The sequence below is a fragment of the Streptomyces sp. SolWspMP-5a-2 genome (assembly GCF_900091845.1).
Taxonomy (GTDB): Bacteria; Actinomycetota; Actinomycetes; order Streptomycetales; family Streptomycetaceae; genus Streptomyces; species Streptomyces doudnae.
On sequence record NZ_FMCI01000082.1, the window covers coordinates 37,212 to 59,901 of the forward strand.

16 protein-coding genes and 1 pseudogene are annotated in these 22,690 nt (G+C 75.5%); 8 read left to right on the forward strand and 9 right to left on the reverse strand.

All coding sequences use genetic code 11. The features are described from left to right. The 4 genes from GA0115242_RS07505 (at window position 1) to GA0115242_RS07520 (ending at window position 3,698) form a co-directional block, all read left to right on the forward strand. Window positions 1-255, forward strand: coding sequence for an acyl carrier protein (locus GA0115242_RS07505; RefSeq protein WP_093825800.1), 255 nt, complete (start codon window positions 1-3; stop codon window positions 253-255). Next, a complete protein-coding gene (locus GA0115242_RS07510; RefSeq protein WP_093825802.1) occupies window positions 252-1,502 on the forward strand; it encodes a beta-ketoacyl-[acyl-carrier-protein] synthase family protein in 1,251 nt (416 codons plus the stop codon). Before GA0115242_RS07505 ends, GA0115242_RS07510 begins: the two co-directional genes overlap by 4 nt. A 94-nt stretch (window positions 1,503-1,596) precedes the next feature. Continuing rightward, on the forward strand, window positions 1,597-2,616 hold the full coding sequence (locus GA0115242_RS07515) for an SDR family oxidoreductase (protein WP_093825804.1): 1,020 nt from the start codon (window positions 1,597-1,599) through the stop codon (window positions 2,614-2,616). A gap of 80 nt (window positions 2,617-2,696) precedes the next feature. Then, window positions 2,697-3,698 carry an AraC-like ligand-binding domain-containing protein gene (locus GA0115242_RS07520; RefSeq protein ID WP_202555031.1) on the forward strand — a complete coding sequence of 334 codons (1,002 nt, stop codon included), beginning with the start codon at window positions 2,697-2,699 and terminating at the stop codon, window positions 3,696-3,698. Window positions 3,699-3,705: 7 nt separating this feature from the next. Here the strand turns inward: GA0115242_RS07520 and GA0115242_RS07525 are convergent. The 7 genes and pseudogenes from GA0115242_RS07525 to GA0115242_RS07555 all read right to left on the reverse strand — a co-directional run bounded on the left by GA0115242_RS07525 (window position 3,706) and on the right by GA0115242_RS07555 (window position 15,727). After that, window positions 3,706-6,122: pseudogene (locus tag GA0115242_RS07525) on the reverse strand (SpoIIE family protein phosphatase). A 143-nt stretch (window positions 6,123-6,265) separates the two neighbouring features. Beyond that, window positions 6,266-7,819, reverse strand: coding sequence for an MFS transporter (locus GA0115242_RS07530; RefSeq protein ID WP_093825806.1), 1,554 nt, complete (start codon window positions 7,817-7,819; stop codon window positions 6,266-6,268). Between the two features lie 206 nt (window positions 7,820-8,025). Beyond that, window positions 8,026-10,314 carry a lantibiotic dehydratase gene (locus GA0115242_RS07535; protein ID WP_093825808.1) on the reverse strand — a complete coding sequence of 763 codons (2,289 nt, stop codon included), beginning with the start codon at window positions 10,312-10,314 and terminating at the stop codon, window positions 8,026-8,028. A 52-nt stretch (window positions 10,315-10,366) separates the two neighbouring features. Then, on the reverse strand, window positions 10,367-10,648 hold the full coding sequence (locus GA0115242_RS07540) for an acyl carrier protein (RefSeq protein WP_093825810.1): 282 nt from the start codon (window positions 10,646-10,648) through the stop codon (window positions 10,367-10,369). Then, window positions 10,645-11,913 carry a threonine ammonia-lyase gene (locus GA0115242_RS07545; RefSeq protein WP_237548913.1) on the reverse strand — a complete coding sequence of 423 codons (1,269 nt, stop codon included), beginning with the start codon at window positions 11,911-11,913 and terminating at the stop codon, window positions 10,645-10,647. Before GA0115242_RS07545 ends, GA0115242_RS07540 begins: the two co-directional genes overlap by 4 nt. Next, window positions 11,910-13,403: an amino acid adenylation domain-containing protein gene (locus GA0115242_RS07550; RefSeq protein WP_093825811.1), complete on the reverse strand. Its 1,494-nt coding sequence runs from the start codon at window positions 13,401-13,403 to the stop codon at window positions 11,910-11,912. The genes GA0115242_RS07545 and GA0115242_RS07550 overlap by 4 nt, the downstream gene beginning before the upstream one ends. Beyond that, window positions 13,403-15,727 (reverse strand): lantibiotic dehydratase, encoded by a 2,325-nt coding sequence (locus tag GA0115242_RS07555; RefSeq protein WP_093825815.1) that lies wholly within the window; start codon window positions 15,725-15,727, stop codon window positions 13,403-13,405. Before GA0115242_RS07555 ends, GA0115242_RS07550 begins: the two co-directional genes overlap by 1 nt. 290 nt (window positions 15,728-16,017) lie before the next feature. Here GA0115242_RS07555 and GA0115242_RS07560 point away from each other — a divergent pair, with 290 nt between their 5' ends. From GA0115242_RS07560 to GA0115242_RS07570, 3 genes are all read left to right on the forward strand, one after another. Beyond that, window positions 16,018-16,269 (forward strand): MbtH family protein, encoded by a 252-nt coding sequence (locus GA0115242_RS07560; RefSeq protein ID WP_256089385.1) that lies wholly within the window; start codon window positions 16,018-16,020, stop codon window positions 16,267-16,269. Beyond that, on the forward strand, window positions 16,262-17,038 hold the full coding sequence (locus GA0115242_RS07565) for a 4'-phosphopantetheinyl transferase family protein (protein ID WP_176729766.1): 777 nt from the start codon (window positions 16,262-16,264) through the stop codon (window positions 17,036-17,038). Before GA0115242_RS07560 ends, GA0115242_RS07565 begins: the two co-directional genes overlap by 8 nt. A 188-nt stretch (window positions 17,039-17,226) precedes the next feature. Next, window positions 17,227-17,967, forward strand: a complete 741-nt coding sequence (locus GA0115242_RS07570) for a Type 1 glutamine amidotransferase-like domain-containing protein (protein ID WP_093825840.1) — start codon at window positions 17,227-17,229, stop codon at window positions 17,965-17,967. Window positions 17,968-18,357: 390 nt separating this feature from the next. On the opposite strand, the gene GA0115242_RS07575 is transcribed toward GA0115242_RS07570, so the two are convergent. Together GA0115242_RS07575 and GA0115242_RS07580 are read right to left on the reverse strand one after the other, a co-directional pair. Then, window positions 18,358-18,999: a response regulator transcription factor gene (locus tag GA0115242_RS07575; RefSeq protein ID WP_093825816.1), complete on the reverse strand. Its 642-nt coding sequence runs from the start codon at window positions 18,997-18,999 to the stop codon at window positions 18,358-18,360. Then, window positions 18,996-19,607, reverse strand: a complete 612-nt coding sequence (locus GA0115242_RS07580) for a helix-turn-helix transcriptional regulator (protein ID WP_093825818.1) — start codon at window positions 19,605-19,607, stop codon at window positions 18,996-18,998. The genes GA0115242_RS07575 and GA0115242_RS07580 overlap by 4 nt, the downstream gene beginning before the upstream one ends. Window positions 19,608-20,201: 594 nt before the next feature. Between GA0115242_RS07580 and GA0115242_RS07585 the strand changes: the two genes are divergently transcribed. Further along, window positions 20,202-22,690: type 2 lanthipeptide synthetase LanM family protein (locus GA0115242_RS07585; protein ID WP_093825820.1), on the forward strand; the 2,489-nt coding region annotated here is incomplete at its 3' end.

Sequence of the window (22,690 nt, forward strand, 5' to 3'; positions counted from 1 at the left end):
ATGCCCTCTCGCGAGGATCTGGCCCTGCTGGTCAGGACCACCGTCTCGGACGTGCTCGGCACCGATGCCGAGGACGTGCACGAGCGGACCAGCCTGGTCGACGACTTCGGCATCGACAGTCTGGAACTGATGGAGATCGGCGCCCGGCTGGAGCGCGCCCTGAAGCTGCGGATCGCGGTGGAGGACCTGACCTCGGCCCGGGACGTCGGCGAGGCCATCGACCTGCTGCGGGCGCGGACGGCGGAGCCGGTATGACCGGCCGTCACCGCTCGGGCGGGCACCGGGTCGCCGTCACCGGGATCGGCGTCAAGTCACCGGCGGGCAACGACCTGGAGGAGGCGTACACCACCGTCCTGAAGGCGGAGGGCACCGCCGCGTCGCTCGCCGGGTGGCTGGTGGAGCAGGACCATCCGGTGCACTTCGGCTGCCTGGTGCCGCCGTTCGACCTGGAGGCGTACCTGACCCGGCGCGAGACCCGGCAGATCGACCGCACCACGCAGTTGCTGCTCTGCGCCGCGGCCGACGCCGTGGCCGACGCGCGGCTCCCCGCCGACCTGCCGCCGGAGCGGGTGGGGGCGCAGATCGGCACCGGCATCGGCGGCCTGCCGTCCATGGAGGCCGTCACCCTCAGCCACGGGGACCGGCCGCGGGAGATGCCGGTGCACACCGTGCCCCGCACGATGGCCAACTCGCCCGCCTGCCGCCTGGCCATGCGCTACGGCTACCAGGGGGCCTGCACGACCTACTCCAGCGCCTGCGCCAGCGGCACCACCGCCGTCGGGGAGGCCGCCCGCAAGATCCGGTACGGGGAACTCGACGTGGCGGTGGCCGGTGGCGTCGACTCCGCCGTCACCACCGTGGTCGTGGGGGCGTTCGCGCGGATGCGGGCGATGTCCACCCGCAACGCGGAACCGGAGCTGGCCAGCCGCCCGTTCGACGTGGACCGGGACGGGTTCGTGATGGGCGAGGGCGCCGCCGTGCTGGTCCTGGAGCGCATGGACTCCGCGCGGACCAGGGGCGCCCGGGTCTACGGCGAGATCGCCGGGTACGCCGACACCTGCGACGCGTCCCACATCGTCGCGCCCCGGGAGGACGGCGAGACGGCGGCCCGGTGCATGCGGCAGGCCATCGCCGACGCCGGGCTGCGCCCCGCCGACATCGGCCACGTCAACGCCCACGGCACCTCGACGCTCCTCAACGACCGCGCCGAGGCGCGCGCGGTCGACCGGTGCTTCGCCGGGCAGCCGCCGCCGCTGACCGCCGTGAAGGGCGTCACCGGTCATCTCATCGGCGGTTCCGGGGCGTTGGAGGCCGCGCTCGCGCTGCTCTGCGCCGAGCGGGGGCTCGTCCCGCCGATCGCCAACCTGCGGGCCAGCGCCGAGTCCGACCTGGTGGACCTGGTGGTGGCCGCGCCGCGGACCGTGCCGACCGCGCCCGTGCTCTCCAACTCCTTCGGGTTCGGCGGCCAGAACGCCTGTCTGGTGCTGGTCCCGGAGGGCTGAGCGGCCCCGCCGGGCACCGCACGCCCGGCGGCCACGCCCGCCGCACCCGACCGGCCCGGCCGAACGACCGGGCCCCACGCGACAGAGAGAAACCATGCGCATCCTCGTCACCGGAGCGACCGGGGTGGTCGGCACCGAGGTCGTCGACCAGTTGCACACCGCGGGCCATCCCGTCACCCGGGTCGCGCGGCGGGAGACCGACGCCTCCCTGGTCGGCTGGCGGCTCGGCGCCGAGCCCGCCCCCGCCGCCCTCGGCGGGCACTGGGACGTGATCGTGCACGCGGCGGCCTCGACCCGCTGGACGCTCAGCAGGTCCGAGGCGACCGCCGCCAACATCGACGCGCTGCGGGCCGTCCTGGCCCTCGCCGACCGCGACACGCACGTCGTCCATCTCTCCACCGCGTACGTCGGGGGCGTGCGCAACCCGGAGGACCTGCGGGGCGCGGAGTTCGAGGGGTACCGCAACGGCTACGAGTGGTCCAAGGCGGTGTGCGAGGACGTGGTGCGCACGGAGCATCCGGGGCCGCTGACGCTGGTGCGGCCACCGTTGATCGTGGGGCGCAGGGGCAGCGGTGAGATCGCCCGGTTCTCCGGTCCCTACACGATCTTCCAGGCGCTGGTGTCGGGCCTGGCCGCCGTGGTCGTCGGGGACCCGGCCGGGTACGCCGAGATCAGCCCGGTGGACGAGGTGGCCGATCTGGTCGTCGGCGCGGCGCTCGGTGCGCCGCCCCCGCTGCCGCGGACGGAGGTGCTGGCGGCGGGCCGGGACAGCCTCACCCTCGACGCGCTGCTCGGCGTCGTCTGCGACACGCTCGACGACTGCCGGGCCGCGCACGGGGTGGCGCCGGTCCAGCGGCCGCCGCTGGTGTCGGGGGACAGCTGGAACCGCTTCTTCCTGCCGCTCGCCGACCAGTACCTGTCGCCGTTCCAGAACCAGGCGGTGAAGCTGCTCGCCATGTTCCAGAGCTACACGAGCATGCGCGAGCCGTTCGAGCCGACCCGTACGGTGCGCGACCCGGCCGGGGTGCTGGCCGCGTCGGTCCGGCACTGGGCGGCCGCCAAGCCGCGTCTCGCGCTGGCCAGGCCCGAGCCCTGGACGATGCTCACGGTCTGACCGCTGCCCGGCGCGGGCGGGGCGGGCGCTTGTCGTGGCTCGGCGGGTGACGGACCATGGCGCTCCGGAAGGGGAGCGTGATGATCGAGACGGTGTTCCATACCGATGACCTGCCGCCCGGCGAGCGGGCGGACGCGTTCGTGGAGCAGTTGTCGCGTTCGCACGCCCCGGTGGACATGGCGGGGCGGCCGGGTGCCGGGTTCCTGGCGAGCCAGCGGATCATCGAACTGGGCCGGGTGGCGGTGGTGCCCGCCACCATGGACGCCTTCGTGATCCGCCGCACGCCCCGGCTGATCCGCCGCTCGGACCCGGAGAGCTACCACCTGTCGCTGATCACCCGGGGCACGGTCGGGCTCAGCCTGGGCGGACGCGACACCCTGCACGGGCCGGGACAACTGCGCACCAACGACTCCTCGCACCCGCTGGAGATACGGCTGGGCACCCGCGGGGAGCGGATCGAGGCCGTCAGCGTGGACGTGCCGAGGTCCGCGCTGCCACTGCCCGCCGACGCGGCGAGGCGGGTCATCGGGCGGCCGCTGGACGGACGCGGCGGGGTGGGGGCGCTGTTCGCCGCCTTCCTCACCGGCCTCGCGGCCGGCAGCGCCTCGTACACGGCCGCCGACGTGCCGCGGCTCGAGACGGTCCTGACGGACCTGCTCGCCACCGTCCTCGCGCACGAGCTGGACGCCCTGGACGCGCTCCCCCCGGAGACCCGCGGGCACACCCTGAACCTGCGGGTGCGCGCGTTCATCCACCAGCACCTCGGCGACCCGGACCTGACGCCGGGGCGGGTCGCCGACGCCCACCACATCTCCGTCAGCCGGCTGCACCGGGTCTTCCGGGAACGGGAGCGGCCGGAGGGGAGTCCCGGGACGGTGATGGCGTACGTGAGGGCGGAGCGGCTGGAGCGGGCCAGGCGGGAGCTGGCCGATCCGGCGCTGGGCGGCCGTCCGGTCCACGAGATCGCGCGCCGCTGGGGCTTCGCCCACCCCAGTGCCTTCGCGCGGGCGTTCCGGGCCGCCTACGGGGTCACGGCGCGGGACTACCGGATGCGGGCCGTGGAGGCCGGACGGGAGGGCTAGGTCCCGGTCAGTCGCGGGCGGCGGGCGGGAGGTCCTGCTCGGCCCAGATGGTCTTGCCCTCGGGGGTGTGCCGGGTGCCCCAGCGGCGGGTGAGCTGGGCGACCAGGAAGAGGCCGCGGCCGTTCTCGTCCAGCGCGCGGGCGTGCCGCATCCGCGGGGATGTGCTGCTGGTGTCGCTGACCTCGCAGGTGAGGTACGTGTGCCGGAGCAGACGCAGGCGCAGCGGTCCCGAGGCGTAGCGGAGGGCGTTGGCCAGGAGTTCGCTGACGATCAGTTCGGTGGGCATGGTCAGCTCGACCAGGCCCCAGGACTCCAGTTGGCGGGCGACGTCGACGCGGGCGTCCGCCACGGCGGAGGGGTCGAAGGGCACCTCCCAGGACCTGACCTGGGTGGGCTTGAGGGGGCGGGGCGGGCCAGCAGCAGGGCGACGTCGTCCGGTTGGGGGCCGGGGACGAGGTGGCGCACCGCCTCGGCGCACAGCTCGTCCAGGGGTCGTCCGGTGCGGGCCAGGACCTCGCCGAGGCGCCGCATGCCGAGGTCGACGTCGCGTCCGATGCCCTCGATGAGGCCGTCGGTGTAGAGGCCGATGGTGCTGCCCTCGGCCAGTTCCACGGTGCCCGACTCGAAGGGCATGCCGCCCAGGCCGAGCGGGGGTCCGACGGGCAGGTCGGGGAAGCCGACGGTGCCGTCCGGGGCGACGACGACGGGCGGCGGGTGGCCCGCCCTGGCCAGTTCGCACTGCCGGGTGACGGGGTCGTAGACGGCGTAGAGGCAGGTGGCGCCGAGGACGGCGTTGCCGGTGACGCCGTCCGGGGGTTCCTCCTCGGTGAGCCGGATGACGAGGTCGTCGAGGTGGGCGAGCAGCTCCGCGGGAGGCAGGTCCATGTCAGCGAGGGTGTGCACGGCCGTGCGGAGCCGTCCCATGGTCGCGGCGGCGGTGATGCCGTGGCCGACGACGTCGCCGACGACCAGTCCGACGCGGGCGCTGGAGAGCGGCAGGACGTCGAACCAGTCGCCGCCGACGCCGTCCTTGACCTCGGCGGGGAGGTAGACGTACGCGGTCTCCAGGCCGGTGACGCCCGCCAGCGCCTGGGGCAGCAGGTTGCGCTGGAGGGTGAGGGCGGTGTTGCGCTCGCGGGTGTAGCGGCGGGCGTTGTCCAGGCTGACGGCGGCCCTGGCCGCGAGTTCCTGGGCGAGCAGCAGGTCGTCCGGGGCGAAGGAGGCCAGGTTCTCGGTGCGCAGGAAGGTGGCCAGGCCGAGGACGGTGTCGCGGGCCCGCAGCGGGACGGAGATCAGGGAGTGGATGCCGTACCGCCTGATCCGGACGGCCCGCTCGGGATCGCCGACCGCCCACTCGGGGCTGCCGGGGTCCAGGACGGGCATGAGGACGCCCTCGCCGTCCAGGAGGTAGGTGCGGTCGTGCGGCGGCGGCACGAACTCGACCGGCTCCCCCACCCGGGCCATCGCCTCCGGGGAGCCGGGCCGCACGGACTGGAGCCCGGCGCGGAACATGCCCGGCATGTCGTCCGGGTCGAGCGGTGACAGCTCCTCGGTGCTGAGCGCGGAGTCCAGCAGGTCGACGACGGCGAGGTCGGCGAACCGGGGCACCACCACGTCGGCCAGCTCCTGCGCCGTCCGCAGGACGTCGAGCGACCGGCCGAGGCGGGCCCCCGCGTCGTTCATGAAGACCAGGCGCTGCTGGGCGGCCCAGCGGTCGGTGACGTCCGAGACCATGTAGCAGACGCCGGTGACATCGCCGTCGGCGTCGGTGAGCGGGAAGAAGGACGTGGAGTAGGCGTGCTCATGGTGCGGGTCGGCCCAGCTCCAGCCCCGGTACTCGTGGTCCATCACGGGCACGCCCGTGAGCAGGACCTTCTCCATCAGGTTCTCCAGCTTCTCGGCCTGCAGACCCGGCATGAACTCGCTGAGCCTGCGGCCGATGCGCTGTTCGCGGGGCACGCCGCCGAAGCGTTCCAGGACGTCGTTGAGCCAGACGTAGCGCAGGTCGGGGCTCATCACGGCCATGCCGATCGGGGAGCGGGTGAGGAAGCCGTCGAGGACGGACTCGTCGACCCCGTGGTCGGGCCCGCGTTCGTGGCCGGTGACGAGGAAGCAGTCGCCGAGGCTGGCCATCCGGAAGGCGGCCGAGACGCTCACGTCGGTGGGGACGTCCCGGCCGGTGCGGTCCGTGAGGGTGACCAGGCCGCGCCAGCCCGCGCCGGTGCGGCACGCCTCGGCGATCCGGGCGGCGCGGGCCCGGTCGGCGGTGGCGATCAGCGGGCCGCCCGGTCGCCCCACGACGTCGGCCGCCCGGTGTCCGAGCAGCCGCTGCGCGCCCCGGGTCCATCCGGCGACGGTGCCGTCGGCGGTGACCACCGCGGTCGCTTCGTCGGCCGACCCGTCGGGCTGCCCACCTGATGCCATGCGGGTCACCACCGTTCCGGAGCGGTTGTGCGCAGGGTGGACGGGTCCACCCCGTCCCTCAACGATATGCACGCTATGGGTATACAACCGATAAATGGTGGTCCGCGCATCGTGAGGAACGGGCGGTGGGCGTCAAGGTTGCGTCAGGCCGGGGCGGAGGCGGGGGTGTCCCCGTCCCCGGAGCGTCCCGCGGAGACCCGGTACAGCTCCTTCGAGGTGGTGATGAGTTCCTGCTGCTCCTCCCGCGAGCCGACCATGGGCTGCGAGCCGTTCAGCGGAACCTGCGCGGTCTCCGGCAGGAACCGGACGGTGACGAGGCCGATGACCCCGGCCAGCATCAGGTAGTAGGCGGGCATCAGGTCGTCGCCCGTGAGGTTGACCAGCGCCTCGGTCACCAGCGGGGTGGTGCCGCCGAAGGCCGCGACGGCGATGTTGAAGCCGATGCCCATCGCCGCGTAGCGCACGGCGGTGGGGAACAGCGCCGGGAGGGTGGCGGCGCTGGGCGCGGCGAAGCAGGCCAGCAGCGTCGACAGGACCAGCACACCGCACAGCGGCAGCCAGAACCCGTCCGCCTTGATGAGCTGGAAGGCCGGTACGGCGAGGACGATCATGGCCGCGGCGGACCAGCCGTAGACGGGGCGCCTGCCGATGCGGTCGCTGTAGCGGCCGATGAAGGTGATCAGCAGGACGATCCAGACCATGCCGAGCAGGACGAGGACGTCGGCGCTGCCGCTGGAGCGGTGTAGGGTCTCGGTCTGGTAGGTCGGCAGGAAGCCGGTGACCATGTAGTTGGTGACGTTGTAGAGCAGGACCAGGCCCATGCAGATGAGCAGCGGGCGCCAGTACCGGGTCACGATGGTCTTGAACTCGCCGCCCGCGCTCTCCTGGGCGAGGTTCTTCTCGTGGTCGTCGAGCTGCTGCTGGAAGGCCGGGGACTCCTCCAGCTTGAGCCGCATGTAGAGGCCGATGACCCCGAGCGGTCCGGCGATCAGGAAGGGCAGGCGCCAGCCCCAGGCGAGCATCTGGTCGTCGGTGAGCGCCAGGTTCAGCAGGGTGACCAGGGCGGAGCCGAGGGCGTAGCCGACGAAGGTGCCGAAGTCGAGCCAGCTGGAGAGGAAGCCCCGGCGGCGGTCGGGCGAGTACTCGGCGACGAAGGTGGTGGCGCCGCCGTACTCGCCGCCGGTCGAGAAGCCCTGGACCATCCGGGCGACCAGCAGCAGGATCGGGGCGGCGATGCCGATCGTGGCGTAGCTGGGGATCAGGCCGATCGCGAAGGTTCCGGCGGCCATCATGATCATGGTGGTGGCGAGCACCTTCTGGCGGCCGAGGCGGTCGCCGAGCGGTCCGAAGACCAGACCGCCGAGCGGGCGCACCACGAAGGCCGCGGCGAAGGTCGCGAACGACGAGATCACCTGGGCGCCGGGAGAGGCGCCGGGGAAGAAGACCTTGCCGAGGGTCGCGGCCAGATAGCTGTAGACGCCGAAGTCGAACCACTCCATGCAGTTGCCGAGCGCGGAGGCGCCGACGGCCCGCCGCAGCAGCGGTTTCTCGACGACCTGCACGTCGCCGGAGCGGAAGGCCCCCTTGTTGCGCCGGAGTCTGCGCGACAGCTCCTCGCGCACCTGTCGCGGCAGTTCCGCGACCGCTTTCGACACCTTCGCCGGGGCCGAACGTCCTGACTCGCCCGTGGGCACCACTCGCCCACACCTCCGCTCTCCTCGACGCTTCACTGAAGCGAATACTGCGCCAGTCCGGTACGCACCGCATGCCGGACCGACACACTCCGCTCAAGCCCGCTGCCCAGGAACGGGCAGGTCACACTCCCCTGTTTCGGGAAGGGGCGGATCGAGGCAGGTGGCGAGCCGCCGCCGGGGCGGTTTGCACGGGCCGCCCCGGCGCGGGTTCACGGGGCGGGCTCGGTGTCGAAGGCGACGAACCTCAGCTCCGAGGTGTAGCGGCGGCCCGCGTCGTCGGTGAGCCAGGTCTGCTCGGGGCTGGGCAGCATCTCGGTGAAGGTGACGGTGGCCTCCGGGCCGGTGCGGGCCAGCCTGCGCAGCGCCTTGGCGAGGATCGTGACGTAGACGGGGCTGTCGAAGTCGACGTAGAACGGGCGGGACTCGGTCGGGGAGACGACGAACACGTAGCGGGGCAGGCCCAGGGCGGCGCCCCAGTGGCGGGCGCGGACGAACCGGCGGGCCTCGTCCTTGTCGTCGGCGAACTCCGCGCGGGCGGCCGGCACCCGCCAGGTCTCGCGGGCGACCACCAGGCGGTCCACGGTGACCCGGGGGGTGTGGTCCGCCGGGGGCAGCGGCTGGAAGAGGTCCATCGCGAGGGTGGTCAGGACGTGCGAGAAGACGTCCACGGCGGGGAACCGGGAGCCGTCGGGCAGCCGCACGACCAGCTCGCCGCCGTCCCTCTCGACGGTCGCGTCGGCGCTGCGGACGGCGCGGGGGCGGGCCGGGTCGGCGGTGAAGTCGGCCAGCGCGACCTGGTGGTCCTCGGGGCGGACCAGGGCGTGCCTGACCCGCACGGAGAGGCGGGAGCGGTGCTCCTTGGGCAGCAGCGGCAGCAGGCGCGGTCCCGGGTGGTCGCGGTCGGTGAGCCGGAACAGTTCGCCGATGTCCGGGTGCTGGTGGGTGAAGAGGGAGGCGCCCAGGGTGTTGGCGGCCAGGTGGAGTTCGCCGAGGACGAGGGTGAAGTCGCCGCGGGCGACGGCCTCGGCGCCGTCGGCGGCGATCATCACGTCCGGGCTGAGGTAGCGGGCCGCCGTCCAGCCGCCGCCTGACGAGCCGAACTCCGCGCGGACGGCCTCCTCGATGTCGGCGGAGCGCACCCGCACCCGGCGGGCGTCCCCGGGGAGCGCGAGGACGCGCCGCCAGCGGGCGGCGAAGTCCGCCTGGAGGTCGCTCGCCGCGGCGCGGGCGGCTCCGTGCAGGACGGGCAGGCAGGCGAACCAGAAGGCGGCCAGGTCCACCGGGCCCTCGGCGGCGAGGGCGGCGTGGACGCGGTCGGCCTCGGCGGTGACCGTCGCGGCGAGCCGGGAGGTGAGCCAGCCCGCGCTGTCCATGAGCAGCCGCAGTGGCGCCAGCGCGTCGAGGACGGCGGGACCGAGGCGGGCGGTGGCCGAGCGCCGGGTGTCGGAGTAGACCAGGGCGCGGCAGGGCGCGGTCGACGCGGACTTCTCCCGTACGGCGGCCGTCTCGGTCAGGCCGGTGAAGTCCCGTTCCAGGTCGGCCATGGCCGCGACCAGCGTGTCCTCGGTGCGGGCCGCCGCGACCCGGGCGCGGCCCTGTTCCAGCAGGTCCAGGGCGCGCAGTCCGCGCCGTCGCGGCTCCGGTGCGCCGACCGTGCCGAGCCAGGCGCGCAGGGCGCGGTCCGGGTGGGTGCCGGCCGGGACCTCCAGGCGCCACACCACCCAGCGGCGGGCGACGAGGTCGGCGAGGACGGCGTCCACGTCGGTGCCGGGGAACGCGGCGGCGATCTCCCGCGCGGGGCGGACGCCGTCGCAGCGGGCGAGGACGGCCGCGGTCCCGGCCGGTACCGTCACCGGGCGCCTGCCCGGCACCCTGACCCGGTCGCCGTCGAGCGCGACGAACGGGATCCGCCGGGGCGCGATCCACTCGCGCAGGCCGGGATCGGCGTCCAGTGTCCTGGCGAGCGCGTCGATGCCCCAACTCGCCCAGTAGACCTGGGAGTCGGCGATGAGTCCGGAGCCGGGGTCGACGGCGACGCCGGGTGTGTCCCGGTCCCAGCGGCCCCAGCCGACCGGGCCGAAGAAGCCGATGGTGTCGTTCTTCACGCAGAACCGCTGCCAGTAGTGCGCGACCAGCTCCTCGCGCTGGCGGGGCATGCTGCTGCGCTTGTCGACCCCCGGCGTCCAGCGCAGGAACGGCGCGATGCCGGAGGTGAGGACGGGCCGGTTCTGCCAGGCGACCGCCTCCCGGAAGGACGGTGTGCGGGCGATGTCCTGGAGGGTGTGGGCGGTCTCCACGGCGGCGTCGGCGAAGAGGCGGGCGAAGTCCTGCCAGCGGTCGCCGTCGAGCGGTTCCGCGGCGGCGAACTTGTCGGCGGCGGCGGCCAGTCCTGCGGGGGCCAGGCGCAGGACGCCCTCGGCGGGGAAGCCCGGCCCGCGCAGGGCGAACTGCTCCCACAGCCGCCAGCGGCCGAGGGACGGCACGAGGTCTTCGGTCATGGCTGGGCTCTCCTTGGCGAGCGGGGGCGGACGGTCGGGGAGCGCGGGCCGGTCAGACGACGCCGTAGTCGGCGTCCACGACCTCGGCGAGGTCGAGCGGGGTCGGGTAGGCGAAGACCAGGGAGACGGGGACGTCGGCGCCGAGGTGCTCCTGGAGGCGGCCGGTGATCTGGAAGGCGGTCAGGGAGTCGCCGCCCGCCTCGTAGAAGTCGGTGTGCTCGGTGAGGTCGGGCAGGCCGAGGACGTCGCGGAAGATCTCGACGAGCAACTCGACCGTGCTGACCGCGGTGGCGGTGGTCGCGGCGGCGGGGGCGGTGGCGGTGTTCGGGGTCATGACGTGTGCTCCTTCGTGAGGGTGGTGGCGGTGTGGATCCGGGTGCGGGACAGGGGTCCCGGGTGGGTGGTGCGCAGGCGGGCGGGGGTGTTGCCGCCCGAGACGATGGCCACGGCCCGTTCCCGGCGGCCCGCGCGCAGGGCGCCCGCCAGGGCGACGGCCCCGCTGGGCTCGGCGTCGACGCCGTGGCGGTGGAGCAGGGCGGTGGCGGCGATGATCTCGCTGTCGTCGACGGCGATCAGCTCGTCGACGCGGTCGCGGACGACCGGGTACGGGACCCGTCCGGGACGCTGGCCGCGCAGGCCGTCGGCGACGGTGGCGCAGGGCGGCAGGCCGACCGGGTGGCCCGCGGCGAGCGAGCGGGCGTAGCGCGGGGTGAGGGCGGGCTCCACGCCGACCACCCGGACCGGGTGTCCGGCGGCGGCCAGGCAGACGCCCGCGAGGAGTCCGCCGCCGCCGGTCGGGACGTAGAGCGTCTCGGTGCCGGGGGCGTCGGCGAGGATCTCGGCGCCGACCGTGCCCTGGCCCGCGACGACCAGCGGGTGGTCGGAGGAGGGGACGAGCAGGGCGCCGGTCTCCTCCGCGAGGGCCCGCGCCCGCTCCTCCCGCTCCGCCACTCCCCCGGCGACCTGGACGGTCTGCGCGCCCAGCGCCCGGATCGCGGCGGCCTTCGCGGGGGCCGCGCCCGCCGCGAGGACGACGGTCAGCGTGATGCCGAGCGGACGGGCGAGGCGGGCCAGGGCGATGCCGTGGTTCCCGGACGAGCCGGTGACGACCCGGTCCGCGCCCAGCGCGAGCACCGCGTTGGCCGCACCGCGCGTCTTGAACGAGCCGCCGCGCTGGAGGTGTTCGGCCTTCAGCAGCAGACCGGGCCCGTACGGTCCGGCGGCGGGGCCGCGCAGCAGGGGCGTGCGGACGATGTACGGGGCGATGCGCGACGCGGCGGCGTCCAGATCGGCACGGGTGAGCCGCGCACCGGGGAGGGACCTGCCGACGGCCGCGGTCCGTCCGACGACGGGCCTCTCGGCGGGTGCGGGGCGGGCGGGGGTCGTGGTCCTGGCTGGAGGTGTCAGGGGCTCGGCGGGTGGGGTGCGGGAGGCGGGGGCCGGGTGCTCGGCGGACGGGGTCTCCGTCCTGGCCGGGGCTGCCGGGCTCTCCGTGGACGTCGTCTCCGAGCGGGCCGGGTCTGCCGGGTGGCCCGGGGGCCTGGGCGGGGACGGGCGGCGGGTCGTGGGTGGGGTGGGGCGGAGGTCCGTGGGGGTCATGAGGTGCCTCCCGCGACCAGGGAGCGGCGGTCCGTCTTGCCCGCGCGGTTGACGGGGAGGACCGCGTGGCGTTCGAAGCGGCGGGGCATCAGGTGGGGCGGCAGCTCGCGGGCCAGCCGGGTGCGCAGCGTCGCGTCCGTCGTCGTGGCGAGGTCGCCGGTGAGGTGGGCGAGCAGGTACACGCGGCCCCGGTCGTCGGTGTGCGGGGCGATCACCGCGCCGGTGACGCCCGGCAGGGCCAGCAGCGCCCCCTCGACCTCCGCCGGGTCGACCCGGTGACCGCGGATCTTGACCTGGCGGTCGGTGCGGCCCGCGTAGTGGAGTCCGTCCTCCTCCCAGCGGCCGAGGTCGCCGGTGCGGTAGAGGCGGGCGCCGGGCGGGCCGTACGGGTCGGGCAGGAAGCAGGCCGCGGTGCGGGACGGGCGTCCGCCGTAGCCGCGGGCGACCCCGGCGCCGCCGATGTACACCTCGCCGACCGTGCCGTCGGGGACCGGCGCCAGGTCCGCGTCGAGGACCCGGATCACCGTCCCGGCCCGGGGTGTGCCCACCACGTCGGTGGACGGGTCGGGGTCGGCCGGGACGTCGTGCCGGGTGGTGGTCATCGTGCACTCGGTGGGGCCGTACTGGTTGACCAGCCGCCCGGGGACGAGGGTCCGGCCCCCGGCGGCCAGGAAGGGGCGCAGCGACTCGCCGCTGGAGGCGACCAGGGCGACCCCGGCGAGCGGGCCGGCGGGCCCCGGCTGTCCGGCCAGGTGGGTGAGGAAGGAGGGCGTGACGCTGAGCAGCGCCGTGACCCGGTGGTCGCGGACGGTGCGGGCGAACGCGTCGGGGCGCAGGACCTGGGAGCGGTCGACGACGACGAGGGTGGCGCCGGCCAGCAGCGGGGCGAAGGTGTCGCGCAGCGAGGCGTCGTAGCCGAGCGGTGCGGTCTGGAGGGCGACGGTGCCGGGGCCGAGGCCGAACGCGTCCGCGGTGTCGCGCAGATAGGCGTCGAGCGCGCCGTGTTCGACGAGGACGGCGCTGGGCTCCCCGGTGCTGCCGGAGGTGTGGCTGACGTAGGCGAGGGCGCGCGGGTCGGCCGGGGTCGCGGGCGGGGGCTGGGCGTCGGTGGGCGCGGGCCGGTCGAGCAGGACGGTGGGCAGGCCCAGGTCGAGGGCGGCGGCGTGGCCGGAGGTGGTCAGCAGCAGGCGGGCCCCGGCACTGGTCACGAAGGCGGCGAGCCGGTCGCGGGGCTGGCCGACGTCCAGGGTGAGGAAGGCGGCGCCGCAGCGCAGGACCGCCGCCATGGCGGCCACCGCGTCGAGGCCGTGCTCGACGGCGACGGCGCACACCGTCTCCTGACGGGCTCCGTGGGCGTGCAGCAGGCAGGTCAACTCGGTGATCCTGGTGTCGAGTTGCCGGTAGGTGATGTCGCCTTCGGGGGTGTCGAGGGCGACGCGGTCGGGGTGTCTCGCGGCGTGCGCGGCGATGTCGTCGGCGAGGGTGCGCATCAGGACTCCCCCGCGCCGGTGACGGTCTGGTCGACGGCCACGAACCGCAACTCGGAGGTGTAGCGGCGGCCTTCGCCGTCGGTGAGCCAGGCCTGCTCGGGGGTGGGCAGCATCTCGCTGATCCGCAGCCGGGCCGCGGGGTCCTTGCGGGCCAGCCTGCGGGCGGCCTTGGCGAGGATGGTCAGGTAGACGGGGCTGTCGAAGTCGACGTAGAACGGGCGGGGTTCGGTCGGGGAGACGATGAAGACGAAGCGCGGCAGCTCGTGGCGCAGGCGCCAGTGGCGGGCCTTCACGAACCGGGTGGCCTCGTCCTTCTCCTCGATGAAGTCGGCCTCCGCGACCGGCAGTTGCCAGGTCTCGCGGGCGACGACCATGCGGTCGATGGTGATGCGGGGGGTGTGATCGCCCTCGGGACGCAGGGTGAAGCGGTCCATGACGCGCTGGGTGAGGGTGTTGGCGTAGACGTCGAGCAGGTCGTGCGCGGAGCCGTCGGGCAGGACGGCGGTGAGGCGGCCGTCGCGGTCCTCGACGAGGACGTCGGCGCCCAGCACGGTGCGCGGGCGGTGCGGGTCGCCGGTCTGGTCGACCAGGGCGATGTAGTGGTCCTCGGGCCGGTCGAGGGAGGGCCGGCTGCGGGTGGACCACTTCAGGGGCAGCTCCTTGGGCAGCATCGGCAGCAGCCGCGGGGCGGGGAAGTCCCGGGTGGTCTCGGCGATCAGCTCGTCGCGGTCGGGGTGCTGGTGGACGAAGAGGGAGGCGCCCATGGTGTTGAGGGCGCAGTGCATCTCGCCGAGGACGAGGTCGACGTCACCGCGGGCGAGGGCCGCCGCGTCGTCGGCGACGACCAGCACGTCGGGGCTGATGTAGCGGGCCAGGGACCAGCCGTCGCCCGGCTCGTCGAACTCCCGGCGCACCGCGTCGGCCAGCTCCGCGGTGGTGGCGCGGACGGTGCGGGCGCCCTCCGGGAGGTCGAGGACGCGGCCCCACTTGACCCGCAGTTCGGCCTGGACGGCGTCGATCAGGGCGGAGGCGTCGGGGTGCGGGGAGGGCAGGGTGTGCAGCCACAGGGCGGCGATGTCGATGGGGGCGCCGTCGGCCCGCAGCCGGTCGTGGACGGTGCGCAGGCGCTCGCGGATCAGTCCGGCGAAGCGGTTGGTCATCCAGCGGGCGGCCGTGAGGCAGAGCTGGAGCGGCTCCAGGCCGGCCAGGAGTCCGGCACCGGCCGTCGCGGTGGCGGCCCTGCGGGCGTCGGAGTAGACCAACCCCCGGCAGGGCGCGGTCCGTTCGCCCTTGGCGCGCTGGGCGTCGCTGTCGGTGAGGGTGGCGAAGTCGGCTTCCAGGGCGGTGATCGCGGTGGTCAGCGCGGCGGCGTCGGTGCCGGCCGCGCGGACGGCGTCGCGCCCGCTCTCCAGGACGGCGAGCCGGGCCAGCGCCCGTTCCCTGGCGCTGTCGTCGGGGACGCGCTCCAGGATGGCGCGCAGCGCGCGGTCCGGGTGGGTGGCCGCGGGGACGTCGAGGCGGCGCTGCGCGAACCTGCGGGAGACCAGGTGGTCGACGACCGCGTCCACCTCGGCCCGGTCGCGGCCGAGTTCGGCGGCGATGGCGCCGGTGTGGCGGGTGCCGTCGCAGAGTTCGAGGACGGCGAGCGCGTCGGGTGCGACCGGCTGCGCGGGGCGTCCCGGCACCCGGACCGTGCCGTCCGCGCAGCGGGCGAAGGAGACCCGGCGCGGCGGGATCCAGCGCATCAGCTCGGCGTCCTCGGCGAGGACCTTCGCCAGGGCGTCGATCGCCCAGCCGGAGAAGTAGACCTCCTGGGCGGCGAGGAAGCCCTCCCCGGGGTGGACCGAGACCACCCCGGGCGCGTCCTGGTCCCAGCGGCCCCAGCCGACCGGGCCGAAGAAGCCGATGGTGTCGTTCTTCACGCAGAACCGCTGCCAGTAGTGCGCGACCAGCTCCTCGCGCTGACGCGGCATGCTGCTGCGCTTGTCGACCCCCGGCGTCCAGCGCAGGAACGGCGCGATGCCGGTGCGCAGGACGGCGGGGTTCTGCCAGGCGAGGGCGGCCTGGAAGCGCTGCTGGGCGGCGACTTCCTGGAGGTGGCGCGCGGTGTCGACGGCGGCGTCGGACAGCTCGGCGGCGAAGTCCCGCCATTCGGGCCCCTGAAGCGCGGTACCGGGGCCGAACTTGTCGGCGGCCTGGGCGAGTCCGGGCGGGGCGAGGCGCAGGACGCCGTCGGCGGGGAAGCCGGGGCCGCGCAGCGCGAACTGCTCCCACAGCCGCCAGCCTCCGCCCGGCAGCAGGACAGGTGCGTGGTCGTCCGACATCGCGTGCTCCTTCCGGAAAGGGGGTGCGCGGGGGCCGTCGCCCGGGGTGCCGGGCCGCACGGGGGTGGTGCGGCCCGGCAGGACCGTCGGTCCGCGCCACCGGGATGCCGGGCGCCCCGGCCGGAGAGCACCGTCCCGCGCCGGGGCACCGCGTCACCAGAGAAGTTCCGGCAGCAACGCGTGCCGAGGGCTCGGCGTGTTCGGCCCTGACCCGCCGGGGCCGCCTTGGGCACGCTGGCCACGTCGGTCCCTGACCTGGGGTCGGCCCCATCACCTGCGGGAGGTTCACCGTGACGCAATCCCCCATCGCGACCGGCGCGGGCGGCGAGGAGTCCCGCCCGGACACCGACGAGGTGTATCTCGTGGTGCGCAACGACGAGGAGCAGTACTCGATCTGGCGGGCGGACCGGGAGCCGCCGGCGGGCTGGTACCGGGAGGGTCTGAGCGGCTCCCGGCAGGAGTGCCTCGACCACATCGGCGTGATCTGGACGGACATGCGTCCGCTGAGCCTGCGCCGCCGGCTGGCCGGGGCAGATGTCTGAGGGCCGATCGGGCCGGCTCCTCGACCTGTCGGCGCACGCTCCGCCCGTCCCGCCGGCCGCGCGGCTGTGCCCGGCCGTGCTGGACCTGTCCGGGCTGCCCGGTGCGGACCCGCCGGGGCCCCGGCCGCTGCGGGGGCCGCTGGAGCTGTACCTGGCCCAGGTCGGTGCCCAGGACGAACGGGCGCTCGAACGGGCCAGGGAGCTGCTGGACGCCGAGGAGCGGGCCCGCGCCGCCGCGTTCCGGCACGACCGGGACCGGGACGCGTACGTGGTCGCGCACGCCGCGCTGCGCGGGGTGCTGAGCGTGCTGCTCGGGGTGCGCGCCCAGGCGCTGCCGCTGGCCCGTGACCCCTGCGCGGGCTGCGGCGGTCCGCACGGCCGCCCGACGCTGCGCACGCCGGGGGTGCACTTCTCCCTGTCGCACAGCGGCGGTCTGGTGATGGTGGCGCTGGCGCCCGCGCCGGTCGGTGTGGACGTGGAGGGCCTGGCCACCGTGAGGACGGTGCTGGGCGCGCAGTCGGCGCTGCACCGGGCGGAGGCGCAGGAGCTGGCGCGGCTGCCCGAGCCCGAGCGCCCGGCCGCGTTCACCCGGGCCTGGGTGCGCAAGGAGGCCTATCTCAAGGGCCTGGGCACCGGGTTGGTGCGGGACCCGTCCCTGGACTACGTGGGGACCGGGGCCGCGCCGCGCGCTCCGTCACCGGAGTGGACCCTGCGGGACGTGCTGGTCCCGACCGGGTACGCGGCGGCGGTGGCCCTGCGCGCACCGTGAGGGCGCCTGCGGCCCCGTCCGGGGGAGGGCGGCGGCCGCACGGGGACGGCGGCGGAGGGGACCGGTCGACGGGCCGGTCCCCTCCGCCGCCGTCCGGGTTCCAGGGGTCCGTTCGGGCGTTCCGCGCGGGCCGTTCTTCACGGCTTCCGCACGCCCGGGGCCGGTGGTCCCACGATACGATCATGTGCGTGACCGCACCGGAGCCGACCATCCTCGCCACGTCCGGGGGCCACCGCGCCGGGAGCCGCAGCCGGGTCCTGTTCGACGCCCTGGTCCACCACGCGGTCGACCTCTCGGGGGCGCACGGCAGGCGCCCGCGCGTGCTCTACCTCGGCACCGCGGTCGGGGACGCGGAGCACGTCTCGGCGCGGATGACGGAGGCGGCCCGGGTGGCGGGCTTCGACCTCACCCCGCTGCACCTGTTCCCGATGCCGAACGTCGAGGACGTCGAGGGCACGGTGCTCGGCCATGACGTGGTCTGGGTGATGGGCGGCTCGGTCGCCAACCTGCTGGCGGTCTGGCGGGTGCACGGGCTCGACGCGGTCCTGCGGCGCGCGTGGCGGGCGGGCGTGGTGCTCGCCGGGGTCAGCGCCGGGTCGATCTGCTGGTTCGAGGGCGGCACCACGGACTCCTTCGGTCCCGAACTGCGCCCGGTGACCGACGGGTTGGGTCTGCTGCCGTACGGCAACGGCGTGCACCACGACGCCGACCCCGGCCGCCGTCCGCTGATCCACCGGCTGGTCTCCGAGGGCGTCTTCAGCACCGCGCACTGCACCGACGACGGGGTGGGCCTGGTCTACCGGGGCAGTGAACTCAGCGGCGCCGTCACGGAGTTGCCGGGCAAGGCCGCCTACCTGGTGCGCCGTGAGGGCGAGCGGGTCGTGGAGGAGCGGATCGAGCCCCGCAGGCTGCCGACCCCGGCCTACTGACGACGGGACGCATCCGCGCGTGAAGTCGTCTGCGGGCGCCCCCTGTTGAGGCCGCGCGTGCGCGCTGGGAGAGACCGGCATCCCGGAACGCGGCGCGGCTTCTCACCGCCGCGGGCACGGGCTCGCGGGGTGACGGAGCACGGGGTGACGGAGCGCGGGCAGCGGGTTCTCCGGCACTACCGCCTACCTCACGACCTCACGACCGCCTACCGCCTACCGCCTACCGCCTACCGCCTACCGCCTACCGCACGACGGTACTCCGGCACTCCGGCCGCGGGCATGCGAGCGCGCGGGGTGACGGGTGGACCGTACGGCCCGTGCGGGCCCGGTCCGGGGTTCCCGTCCCCCGCGTCGTCGTCGCGTCGTCCCTCTCGCGTCCGGCTCGTCCGGTCAGACCAGGCCGTGGCGTACGGCGTGGGCGACCGCGTGCGAGCGGTTGCGGACCTGGAGCCGGGCCATGATCTCGTAGATGACGTTCTTGACGGTGTGCTCGGAGCAGCCGAGGAGCCGGGCGATGTCCGCGTTGGCGTAGCCGTCGGCCATGAGGCGCAGCACCGACGCCTGGCGGACGGTGAGTTCCGCCGAGCGGGGTCCGGTGGGCAGCGGTTCTCCCGGCCGGGCTCCGGCGACCAGCAGGTGGGAGAGTTCCGGGTAGGGGATGCTCGGGTGCGGGTGGGCGGCGCGGCGGACGGCCGCGGTGAGCGTCTCCTCGGTGAGGTCGGCGGCCCGCAGCACGACGGCACCGCTGCGCAGCGCGTGCAGCAGCCCGGTGCGGGTGACGGTGTCGCACACCAGCAGCAGCGGGCCCGTCTCCTGTCCGGCGCGCAGCGCCTGTTCGGCGTCGGCGGCGACCACGACGGTGACGGCCCCGGGCACCCCGGTCTCCAGGACGCAGGCGAGTCCGGCCCGCCGGGCCACCGCGCGCACCCGGTCGGCGCCGGGCGCGACGGGCACCCGGACGGCGGTGGCGGCGGGCAGCGGCAGGGGCGCGGTGGCGGGGGCCGGGTGCGTGGGGATGAGAGTGAGGGTCACAGCAGACCTGCCCTGAGTGCGTAGGCGACGGCGTGGGCGCGGTTGCGCAGTCTGAAGCGCTGGGTGATGTCGTGGACGACGGTCGTCACGGTGCGCGGCGAGTAGGAGAGGCGCTGGGCGATCTCCGCCGTCTCGTGCCCGTCGGCGACCAGGCGCAGCACCGAGCGTTCGCGGTCGGAGAGCATGCCGTCGGACCAGCTCCCGCCGTCGTGGCGGGGGTCGGCCGGGCGGTCGAGGACCTCTTCGAGCAGGCCGGGTGGCAGGGTGCAGTCGTCGCGGGCGGCGGCGACGACCGCGTGGCCCAGCCGGGGCGCGTCGGCCTCCCGGCGCAGCAGCAGGCCGCGGGCCCCGGCGGCGAGGGTGTGCAGGACGTCGCCGGGGGCGAGGGCGCCGGCCACCAGGACGACGGCCGGGCACGTCCGGTGGGTGCGGACGGTCCGCACCATGTCGAGTTCGGCGGGGCCGAGCCGGTCCACGGTGAGGACGGCGACCCGCGCGTCGCCCGGCTCGCACACGGCGAGGTCGGGGCAGGCGAGCAGGGTCGTGCGGGTGCCTGCTTCCAGCACCGGGTCGAGGGCGACCACACCGACGGATACGGGTGCTCCCATCTGCTGCTCCTAGAGAGGTCGTTCGCCCGGTCAAGAGCGCTGCGGGCGGTCTGGAGTGGGGACTGCGCACCACCTTGCCGCCGGGTCCCGGCGGCGGGCATCGGTAGCCGGTCCCCACCTTTTCGGCCGACGGGCGGTCCGGGCCCCGTACCCGGCCCGCGCCGGTGGTCCGGACGGGGGCCGGGGGCGGGTTCCCGGGGCGGGTGCGGGGGCGGTGGGGGCCGGACGTGGGGGCGGGCGGCCGGAGTTCGCGGTACGGAGTGGGGGAAGCGGGCGCGGGGATGGGGGAAGCGCGGGCCGGGTCGGTGGGGCGGGGCGGGCGCGGGAGGGGGAGATGGGGGCGCGGAGGGCGCGAGTGGGGGTCCGGGGTGGGTGATCCGGGCCAGGGAGGCCGCTTCCGGCTCGGATCGCGGGTGGTCCGCGGGGCCAGGCCCCCGTACCGGGGACGGCCGCACGTACTGCCGTGACCTGCGGTTCTCTCCGTCCCGTGCAGGGGCGGGCGGGCGTGCGGCGCCGGGTGGGTGAGGGGCCGCGCAGAATATGGGGGACGGATACCCATGTGGGGGCACCGGGGGGTCTGCGAACTTTTCTCTCGTGACAGAGACCGCCAGCCTCCCGACTCCCCGGAGCGCCGAACTGCCCCCCGCGTGGTGGGCACCGGCGCTGTCCCTCGCGGAACGGCTCGCCGCCCCCGGACTCCCGGTGGCGACCGGACCGGCCGCCACCGGGCCGGCCCCCTGGGCCGCGGGCGACCCCGAGGGGTTCGCCCTCCGGCTCGCCCACCTCGGGGTGGACGAGGCCACCGCGACGGCGCTCGTGACCGAGCCCGCCGAGCGGCTCGCCGCACGGACCGCCATGCCCGACTGGGCCGGGTACACCGAGTCGGTCCTGGACACGGCGCCCCTCGTCCCGGCGCGGACGACCGCCGCCGCGGCCGAGGGACCCGAGGTCTTCGCCCCCGTGGTGGGCCCGTTCGTCGCCGCCGCGACCGCCCGGCTGAACGGTGCGCTGGCCGCCGTCCCGGCCGCCGAACAGGCCGTGTGGCGCGACGCGTTCGGACGGCGGCTGACGCACCGGCTGGTCCGGCTGGCCGCCCGCACCCTGGTCCACGAGCTGTCCAGGGCCCGCCGTGCCGGAGACCTCACCGGCGCCACCCCCGGCGAGCGGTTCGCCTCCTTCGTGGACGCCCTCTCCACCCGGCGGGGCCTGACGGCGCTGCTCGCGGGGTACCCGGTGCTGGCCCGGATGCTCGGGCAGACCGCCCTCGACGCCACCGGCGCCGCCGCCGAACTCGTCGTCCGCTTCCAGGCCGACCGCGCCGGCCTCGCCACCGGGCTCCTCGGCGGCCGGGACACCGGGGCGCTCGCCGCGGTGGACCTCGGCCGCGGGGACGTCCACCAGGGCCACCGGTCGGTCGCGATCCTGCGCTTCACCGGCGGCGACCGGCTCGTGTACAAGCCCAGGCCGCTGGACCAGCACGCGCTCCTCGACGACCTGACCGGCTGGCTGAACGGGAAGGTGCCGGGGCTCGCCCTGCGCACCCCGCGCACCCTGCGCCGCGACGGCTACGGCTGGCTGGAGTTCGTCGAGCACCGCTGGTGCCGGTCGGTGACCGAGACGGACGCCTTCTACCGGCGCCAGGGCGCGCTGCTGGCGCTGCTGTACGCGGTGGACGGCGCCGACATGCACTACGAGAACGTCATCGCCTGCGGGGACCAGCCGGTCCTGGTGGACGCGGAGACACTGCTGCACACCGGGCTCCCGCAGGCCATGACGGCGGGCGCCGACCCGGCCGCGGACGCCCTGCACGCCTCCGTGCACCGCACCTGCCTGCTGCCCCACCTGCTGATCGGGGAGCACGGGGCGCTCGACATCTCCGCGCTCGGCCGCTCCACGGACGGCACCTTCCCGAGCGAGGGCCTGCACTGGCGGGACAGCGGCCTCGACACCATGCGGGCGGTCCGGGCCCCGCTGCTCTCCCCCGCCGCGCAGAACCACCCGCTGCCCGCCGGACGCCCCCTGGAGGGCGCCGACCACCGGGCCGCCCTGATCGAGGGGTTCCGCGCCGGGTACGCGGCGCTCGCCGCCGACGGGCGTGAACTGCTCGGCGACGACGGCCCGCTGGCCACCCGCGCCGACCGGCCCGCGCGGCTGATCGTCCGCTCCACCCGGCTCTACGCGACGCTCCTCGAGGAGTCTGCCCACCCGGCGCTGCTCGGTGACGCGCTCGCCAGGGACGGGGTGTTCGCGGTGCTGTGGACCGAGTCCGCGCACGACGGCGCCAGGAGCCGGCTGATCGAGCACGAGACGGCCGCCCTCTGGCGCGGCGACGTCCCCCTCTTCTCGCACGCTCCGTCCGGTACAGGGGTCCTGACGGACGACGGCACCTGGATCCCGCGGGTGCTGCCGGTGGCGAGTCTGGCGTCGGTGCGCGCCAAGGTCGCCGGGATGGACGAGGTGGACTGCCACGACCAGGAGTGGATCATCTCGGCCACCCTGGCGGCCCGGGGCGCCGCGTCGGAGCCCGACCGGCCGCGTTCGGAGCTGGCGGTGGGGCCGGTGCCCGCGGTGGTGCCGGACGCGTCGCGGCTGCTGGCCGCCGCGTGCGGGATCGCCGACGAGATCGCCGCCCGCGCCGTCAGCGGCGGCGGCCGGACCAACTGGCTCGGCCTGGAACGGGTCTCGGGACCGCACTGGGCGGTGCTGCCGATGGGCGCGGGACTGGCCCAGGGGTACTGCGGGGTCGCGCTGTTCCTGGCCCACGCCGACGCCCTGGCGGGCGCGGGCCGGTACGCGGCCGCGGCCCGCGAGGCGGTCGCACCGCTGCCCGCGCTGCTGCGGGCCATGGCGGAGGACCCGGAGCTGAGCGCGGCGGCGGGCCCCGGCGGCTACGACGGGCTCGGCGGCATCGTGTACGCGGTGCTGCGGCTGTCCGCGCTGCTGGACGACGGTCTCCTCGGCTGTCTGCCGGACGCGTTCACCGCGCTGGGGCACGCCGCAGCGGCCTGCCAGAGCCCGGGGCTCGCCGGGGGTGTCGCCGGGGCGCTGGCCGCCGCCGTCGCCGCCCACGAGGCGACCGGCGA

Bases quoted from the DNA above. Each gene is read 5' to 3' on its own strand.
- GA0115242_RS07510 (WP_093825802.1), top strand. From the start codon at position 252: ATGACCGGCCGTCACCGCTCGGGCGGGCACCGGGTCGCCGTCACCGGG.
- GA0115242_RS07565 (WP_176729766.1), top strand. From the start codon at position 16,262: ATGTCTGAGGGCCGATCGGGCCGGCTCCTCGACCTGTCGGCGCACGCT.
- GA0115242_RS07520 (WP_202555031.1), top strand. From the start codon at position 2,697: ATGATCGAGACGGTGTTCCATACCGATGACCTGCCGCCCGGCGAGCGG.
- GA0115242_RS07540 (WP_093825810.1), bottom strand. From the start codon at position 10,648: ATGACCCCGAACACCGCCACCGCCCCCGCCGCCGCGACCACCGCCACC.
- GA0115242_RS07550 (WP_093825811.1), bottom strand. From the start codon at position 13,403: ATGCGCACCCTCGCCGACGACATCGCCGCGCACGCCGCGAGACACCCC.
- GA0115242_RS07535 (WP_093825808.1), bottom strand. From the start codon at position 10,314: ATGACCGAAGACCTCGTGCCGTCCCTCGGCCGCTGGCGGCTGTGGGAG.
- GA0115242_RS07555 (WP_093825815.1), bottom strand. From the start codon at position 15,727: ATGTCGGACGACCACGCACCTGTCCTGCTGCCGGGCGGAGGCTGGCGG.
- GA0115242_RS07545 (WP_237548913.1), bottom strand. From the start codon at position 11,913: ATGACCCCCACGGACCTCCGCCCCACCCCACCCACGACCCGCCGCCCG.
- GA0115242_RS07505 (WP_093825800.1), top strand. From the start codon at position 1: ATGCCCTCTCGCGAGGATCTGGCCCTGCTGGTCAGGACCACCGTCTCG.
- GA0115242_RS07515 (WP_093825804.1), top strand. From the start codon at position 1,597: ATGCGCATCCTCGTCACCGGAGCGACCGGGGTGGTCGGCACCGAGGTC.
- GA0115242_RS07580 (WP_093825818.1), bottom strand. From the start codon at position 19,607: ATGGGAGCACCCGTATCCGTCGGTGTGGTCGCCCTCGACCCGGTGCTG.